Source organism: Ensifer sp. ENS02, assembly GCF_014851885.1.
Classification (GTDB): Bacteria; Pseudomonadota; Alphaproteobacteria; order Rhizobiales; family Rhizobiaceae; genus Ensifer; species Ensifer adhaerens.
On sequence record NZ_JACVAO010000042.1, the window covers coordinates 1 to 4,734 of the forward strand.

At 56.7% G+C, this 4,734-nt stretch carries 4 protein-coding genes and 2 pseudogenes; 3 read left to right on the forward strand and 3 right to left on the reverse strand.

The window, feature by feature from the left end:
- On the reverse strand, positions 1-259 hold a 259-nt coding region (locus IB262_RS35225; protein WP_192494558.1), incomplete at its 3' end, for a SulP family inorganic anion transporter.
- A gap of 23 nt (positions 260-282) precedes the next feature.
- Positions 283-426: pseudogene (locus IB262_RS36330) on the reverse strand (DUF2950 family protein); the annotation flags it as partial.
- 456 nt (positions 427-882) lie between these two features.
- On the opposite strand from IB262_RS36330, the gene IB262_RS35235 reads away from it, so the two are divergent.
- Positions 883-1,482, forward strand: coding sequence for a helix-turn-helix domain-containing protein (locus IB262_RS35235; RefSeq protein WP_246802842.1), 600 nt, complete (start codon positions 883-885; stop codon positions 1,480-1,482).
- Between the two features lie 40 nt (positions 1,483-1,522).
- On the opposite strand, the gene IB262_RS35240 is transcribed toward IB262_RS35235, so the two are convergent.
- Positions 1,523-1,783, reverse strand: coding sequence for a hypothetical protein (locus IB262_RS35240; RefSeq protein ID WP_192494561.1), 261 nt, complete (start codon positions 1,781-1,783; stop codon positions 1,523-1,525).
- A 233-nt stretch (positions 1,784-2,016) separates the two neighbouring features.
- On the opposite strand from IB262_RS35240, the gene IB262_RS35245 reads away from it, so the two are divergent.
- Both IB262_RS35245 and IB262_RS35250 read left to right on the forward strand, forming a co-directional pair.
- Positions 2,017-3,810 (forward strand): hypothetical protein, encoded by a 1,794-nt coding sequence (locus tag IB262_RS35245; protein ID WP_192494562.1) that lies wholly within the window; start codon positions 2,017-2,019, stop codon positions 3,808-3,810.
- A 219-nt stretch (positions 3,811-4,029) separates the two neighbouring features.
- Positions 4,030-4,614: pseudogene (locus tag IB262_RS35250) on the forward strand (transposase family protein); the annotation flags it as partial.
- Between the last annotated feature and the right edge of the window lie 120 nt (positions 4,615-4,734).

Sequence of the window (4,734 nt, forward strand, 5' to 3'; positions counted from 1 at the left end):
CCAGCACCGTCATCGTCGCCGCATCCGGTCCGACGATCAGTTGCCGCGACGGACCGAAAAGGGCGTAGGCGACAAGCGGCGTGATGCTCGCATAAAGGCCCGTCTCGGGCGGCAGCCCGGCGATGGCCGGATAGGCGATGGCGCTCGGCAATCCGACCGCGGCAATAGCGACACCTGCGGAAATGTCGCTGCGTAGCCATCCGGGTTGGTAACCATTCAGGTTCGCAAGCAAAGGCAACCGAGGCAAAATAAATGGCATGTTTGTGTCTCGATGACGAAGGGTCATTCGGGTCCCACGTCCCACTTGTCGTCGGGATCGAAGCGGTCGATGAAGGGCACGATCGCTTCCGTGCTCGGCCCGAGGTCGCTGCCCTGCTGATTGACGACGAAGGTTTTCATGCCCGTTTCCGCATAGGTGACCGGCCAGGCGGCGGCGGAAATAATTGCCACCAACTCGTCCGGGTGAAGCGCGATACGCGCCGCCAGCACCTCGAGTTCATCGTCGCTGAGCGGCTCGGGTGCTGTCTGTTGTTCCTGAGCAGCCGGCCCGCCCGCCGTCTGCTTGGCAATCGACAGGCTCGGCGGTGATGAGAGAATGATGGCAATGGCACCGCCAAGCGCGACGGTCGTCTTCGGGATCATAAACACCTCTCCGAGCGCGAGGACGGCACGTCCTAATGCAACCGTTGGCCAGCCTAAAAGCGAATAAATAGGGTCGCATTCGCTGGCGAAAGAGCGCCATCGGGCTCCAGTCGTAAATTCGCGTAAGTTACGCTGCGCCTGCGCGTGCGCCCCTTACTGTCACCAGTATGATTTTTCGTCCGGACTAATTTTAATCGCATTTAACGACAGGCGCCCGTTGCCGCTGTCTATCGAGGTCACATGACTGTAGAAATATGGACTGGGAGTCGCACTCATCTCAACGAAGCTGCTCCACTCCTAACATTTTCGGATGGGCAGGAAATCTACTGCGCCGGGGACCCGGTGGACCGTGCCTTCTGTGTCGCTTTCGGGACCGTGCGCGTCTACCGGATGCTCACAAGTGGCCGGCGGCAGATTCTCTCGTTTCATATGGCTGGAGAATGGTTCGGGATTGAACGTGATAGGCGCCGGAAGTTCAGTGCGGAAGCTATTGGGTCGAGCGGAATTCTGTCCGTAAATGCCAGCCCGGGTGATAAGACGGTGCCCTTATCGTCGATATTCTGGGCGCTGTCGTCCGCGCAGCAGCAACAGCTCGTCGTCGGCCGACCGAGCGCGGATGAACGCGTGGCTGCGTTTCTGCTTGAAATGTCGGCGCGGCTTGGCTTCCACGCTTTCGTATTGCCGATGCCTCGTAGCGACGTTGCGGACTATCTCGGATTAACCATCGAATCGATTTCGCGCGCCATGACAAGATTGAAGCGAGGCAAGCTGATCCGGCTTGATGGCTCTCGGCGCATCGAGATCCTAGATATGGAAGCGTTAGAAACGATCTGCAGTTAAGCGGCAGTGAGCACGAGCAGACATGGCGAGCAATCTCCAGTTACGCCAGGAATTCCCGAATCTCCTGGACGAGAGCTTCAATCAGCTCTTCGTATTCTCGTCGGCGTTCTTCGCGTAGGTCGGCCGAGTACATATCGACCCTGCTCAGGGCGTCGTCAGCAACAGCCAGGTCGTCGCACAATCCACGGAAACTCTGGCGCCCAAGCAGAAGTTGTCGTATCTGGAGAGACTTGTCAGGAAAGCGGTTCAACGCCGCCTGCAGCCCCGGGCTACCGCCGTTTGAATTCAATACCGCTTCCATACTCCCCCGCCCACGACTGAACAACCCGAGCTGGATAGTAGGTGGATCCCCTTGATCGCACAGGTATGATACGCGACGATACGCGACGGGATATGTGGTCAACGGAGTCGTTGAATTCTAAGATTTTTTCAGCCGCGGCTATTCTTGTGCGAGTTCTAAATATAGTGTGATTGAAGTAGGGCGTTTTATAACCGAACTCGCCTTCAAGTTGGGCATCGAAGTCGAGGGATCTGATGGTCGCTGCAAGTTCAGGCAAGGAGCATATCGATGCACCCTCTGCCGACGACGTGCGAGAGCAACTAGCCAGTATCCTTTCCAGCGACAAATTTCATCTGCCGGAGCGGGCTCGAAGCTTCCTGAGGTTTGTAGTCAACGAAACCCTCGAGGGGCGGGCCGAATACCTGAAGGCATTCACCATTGCGCATGATGTATTCGGTCGACGAGACACGTTCGACGCGCAAAACGATCCGGTCGTTCGAATTGAAGCTGGCCGAATCCGTCGAGAACTTGAGCGTTACTACCTGCTGTCGGGTCCGAGCGAACGAGTAGTCATCACGATTCCGAAAGGTGGGTACGTGCCGGCCTTCGAATTCAATGATGCGTTCAAAGGTCTCGAGCAGACAGGGACTGAGACACTATCCCAGATCGAATATAAGCTTGAGTGTCAGGCTGCGACCCCCGAGCGTCCAAAAGCCAAGTTTCGCATCGGATTTCCGTTGCAAGGGGCGCTTGCTGCCGCTGTGGTGGCTGTGGTGGTCGCCTCCGCGCTGCTGATAAAAGCAGTTGGAACAGATAATGGTTTTGCATCCATGGTGACGGTAACCGCTCGACCGGTAATCGCGGTTGAGCGCTTCCGGGATGTTGTGGTAAGTGACCGCTCTTCCAGTCTCTCGATGGGCCTGACAGAAGAAATCATCGGCAATCTGGTCAAGTTCAAAGAGATCGTCGTTACTGCGGGGACGGCGTCTGCTGGACGCAACCCGACCGCTTCAGGCTATATTCTGCAGGGCTCTGTTAGATTGGAAAATGAAAAGGTCCGATCGATTGCACGGCTCGTTCGGCGTTCGGATGGGGTAATCATCTGGGCGAACAACTACGATTCAGATTTGCGCGCGCAAAGCTCATTCGAAATTCAAAGCGCTCTTGCAAAAGACATTGCGACGGCAGTCGCCCAGCCGTTCGGCGTGATCTTCCAGACCGACACGAAAGATATTGCGTCCCAGAGTGTAGGCGGATGGGACGCCTATACCTGCACCTTGGCCTACTACAGTTATCGAACCGAGATGACGCAACCGGCCCACGAAGTCGCGAAAGATTGTCTGGAAAAGGCAATCATCCGAGCGCCGTCGGATGCGACGATGCAGGCGTTTTTGGCGCTTCTGTTTCTCGATGAGGTGCGTTTTTCCTATAAGCTCGGCTTGAAACCGGCTTCGGCATCTCTGGAGAAGTCTTTCAAGCTGGCTGAGCACGCGGTCGAACTCGATCCCCAGAACGCCCGCGCGCTGCAGGCACTGATGCTCGCCAGCGTTTTTAGAAACGATATTCAATCTGCCTTGCGGGCCGGTGCAGCTGCTTATGCGATCAACCCTAACGATACAGAAGCGGCTGGAGAGTATGGTTTGCGCCTGGCGATGTCCGGTAAATGGGAGACCGGGTGCGGATTTATCTCGAACGCTGTGAGCAAGGGAGCCGGTCCGAAGGGCTATTTTGAAGTTGGGATGGCGCTCTGTGCATTCATCGACGGTGACTTGGCGGCGGCTGAACTCTGGTCGCGAATGTCCGATCTCGACTACAATCCCATGCATCATATGGTCTTGACAGCAATTTTGGGTGCTGCTGGCCGGATCGATGAGGCCAGGACCGAGTTGAAATGGATAAATGAGCACGCGCCAGCCCTGATGGCGAACATCAAGGGAGAGATCTCGCTGCGGATCGCACGTCAGGAAGATCGAGAACGCATCTTTGCAGGCTTGCGTGCTGCCGGTGTGGAAACCGAAGAATCTCCTGGCGCGACCAAAACTCCTTGAAGGCGACCTCGAGCCGCAAGAACTCACATAGTAAAGCTGCGTATCCGCAAAGGACATATCCGGATGAAATGGTTTCTCTCCCTCGCCGCAGGCTTTTCTCGACGGCCACAGCTGTCAAATAGAAAATCGATGATCCGGATGTCGTTTGGCACTTAACTGGGGTCTTCCTCACTTTGTGTGGTTAACAAATCGTTAGCAGTCACGCCGGTATGGGCGGGCATGCGAATGAAATCGAAATGGTCGCCCGGTCCGGGCATTAAGGTGCTAAGCGTCGTATCCAACGGCGATGGTTATTGGGTTGTGTCTGCTTGCGGACCATCTTCGGGCATATGCCCAGATTGCCGACAACAGAGCGGAAGTCGGCACGGCTGGTCGTACCGCAGTCTCCAGGACCTGCCTATTCAAGGCAATGAAGTGACAGTAAGGCTTCGGTTGAGCCGCTGGCGTTGCACATATCGGCAGTGCAAACGGCAAACATTCACTGACCCGGTCCCGGAGATTGCCTCGCCCTACGCCCGCAGGACAACGAGGGTCGCCAAAATCGTCGGCCTGCTGGGTCACGGTACAGGCGGACGACCCGGAGAGCGCTTGATGAAACAGCTGGGGATGCCGATCAGCGACGACACCATCCTTCGGCACTTGAAGCGCACTGCTTCACGGGTCGACGACGAACCCCCTGCACGGATCATCGGTATCGATGACTGGAGTTGGAGAAAATCGTGGCGCTACGGTACGATCATCGTTGATCTCGAGCGCCGAAAGGTCATGGACATTCTCGAAGACCGGAGCGTGGCGAGCTGCGCGGCGACAAACAAGGTGAGATTCAGCGTCAATCAGGATGAGACTCGGCGGCGGGGGTGTGACGAAGGGAGGGCGTAGCCCGACCGGAGTTACACCCCCGCCGCGGCGCAATTTTTAGGCGTC

Bases quoted from the DNA above. Each gene is read 5' to 3' on its own strand.
- IB262_RS35240 (WP_192494561.1), bottom strand. From the start codon at position 1,783: ATGGAAGCGGTATTGAATTCAAACGGCGGTAGCCCGGGGCTGCAGGCG.
- IB262_RS35235 (WP_246802842.1), top strand. From the start codon at position 883: ATGACTGTAGAAATATGGACTGGGAGTCGCACTCATCTCAACGAAGCT.
- IB262_RS35245 (WP_192494562.1), top strand. From the start codon at position 2,017: ATGGTCGCTGCAAGTTCAGGCAAGGAGCATATCGATGCACCCTCTGCC.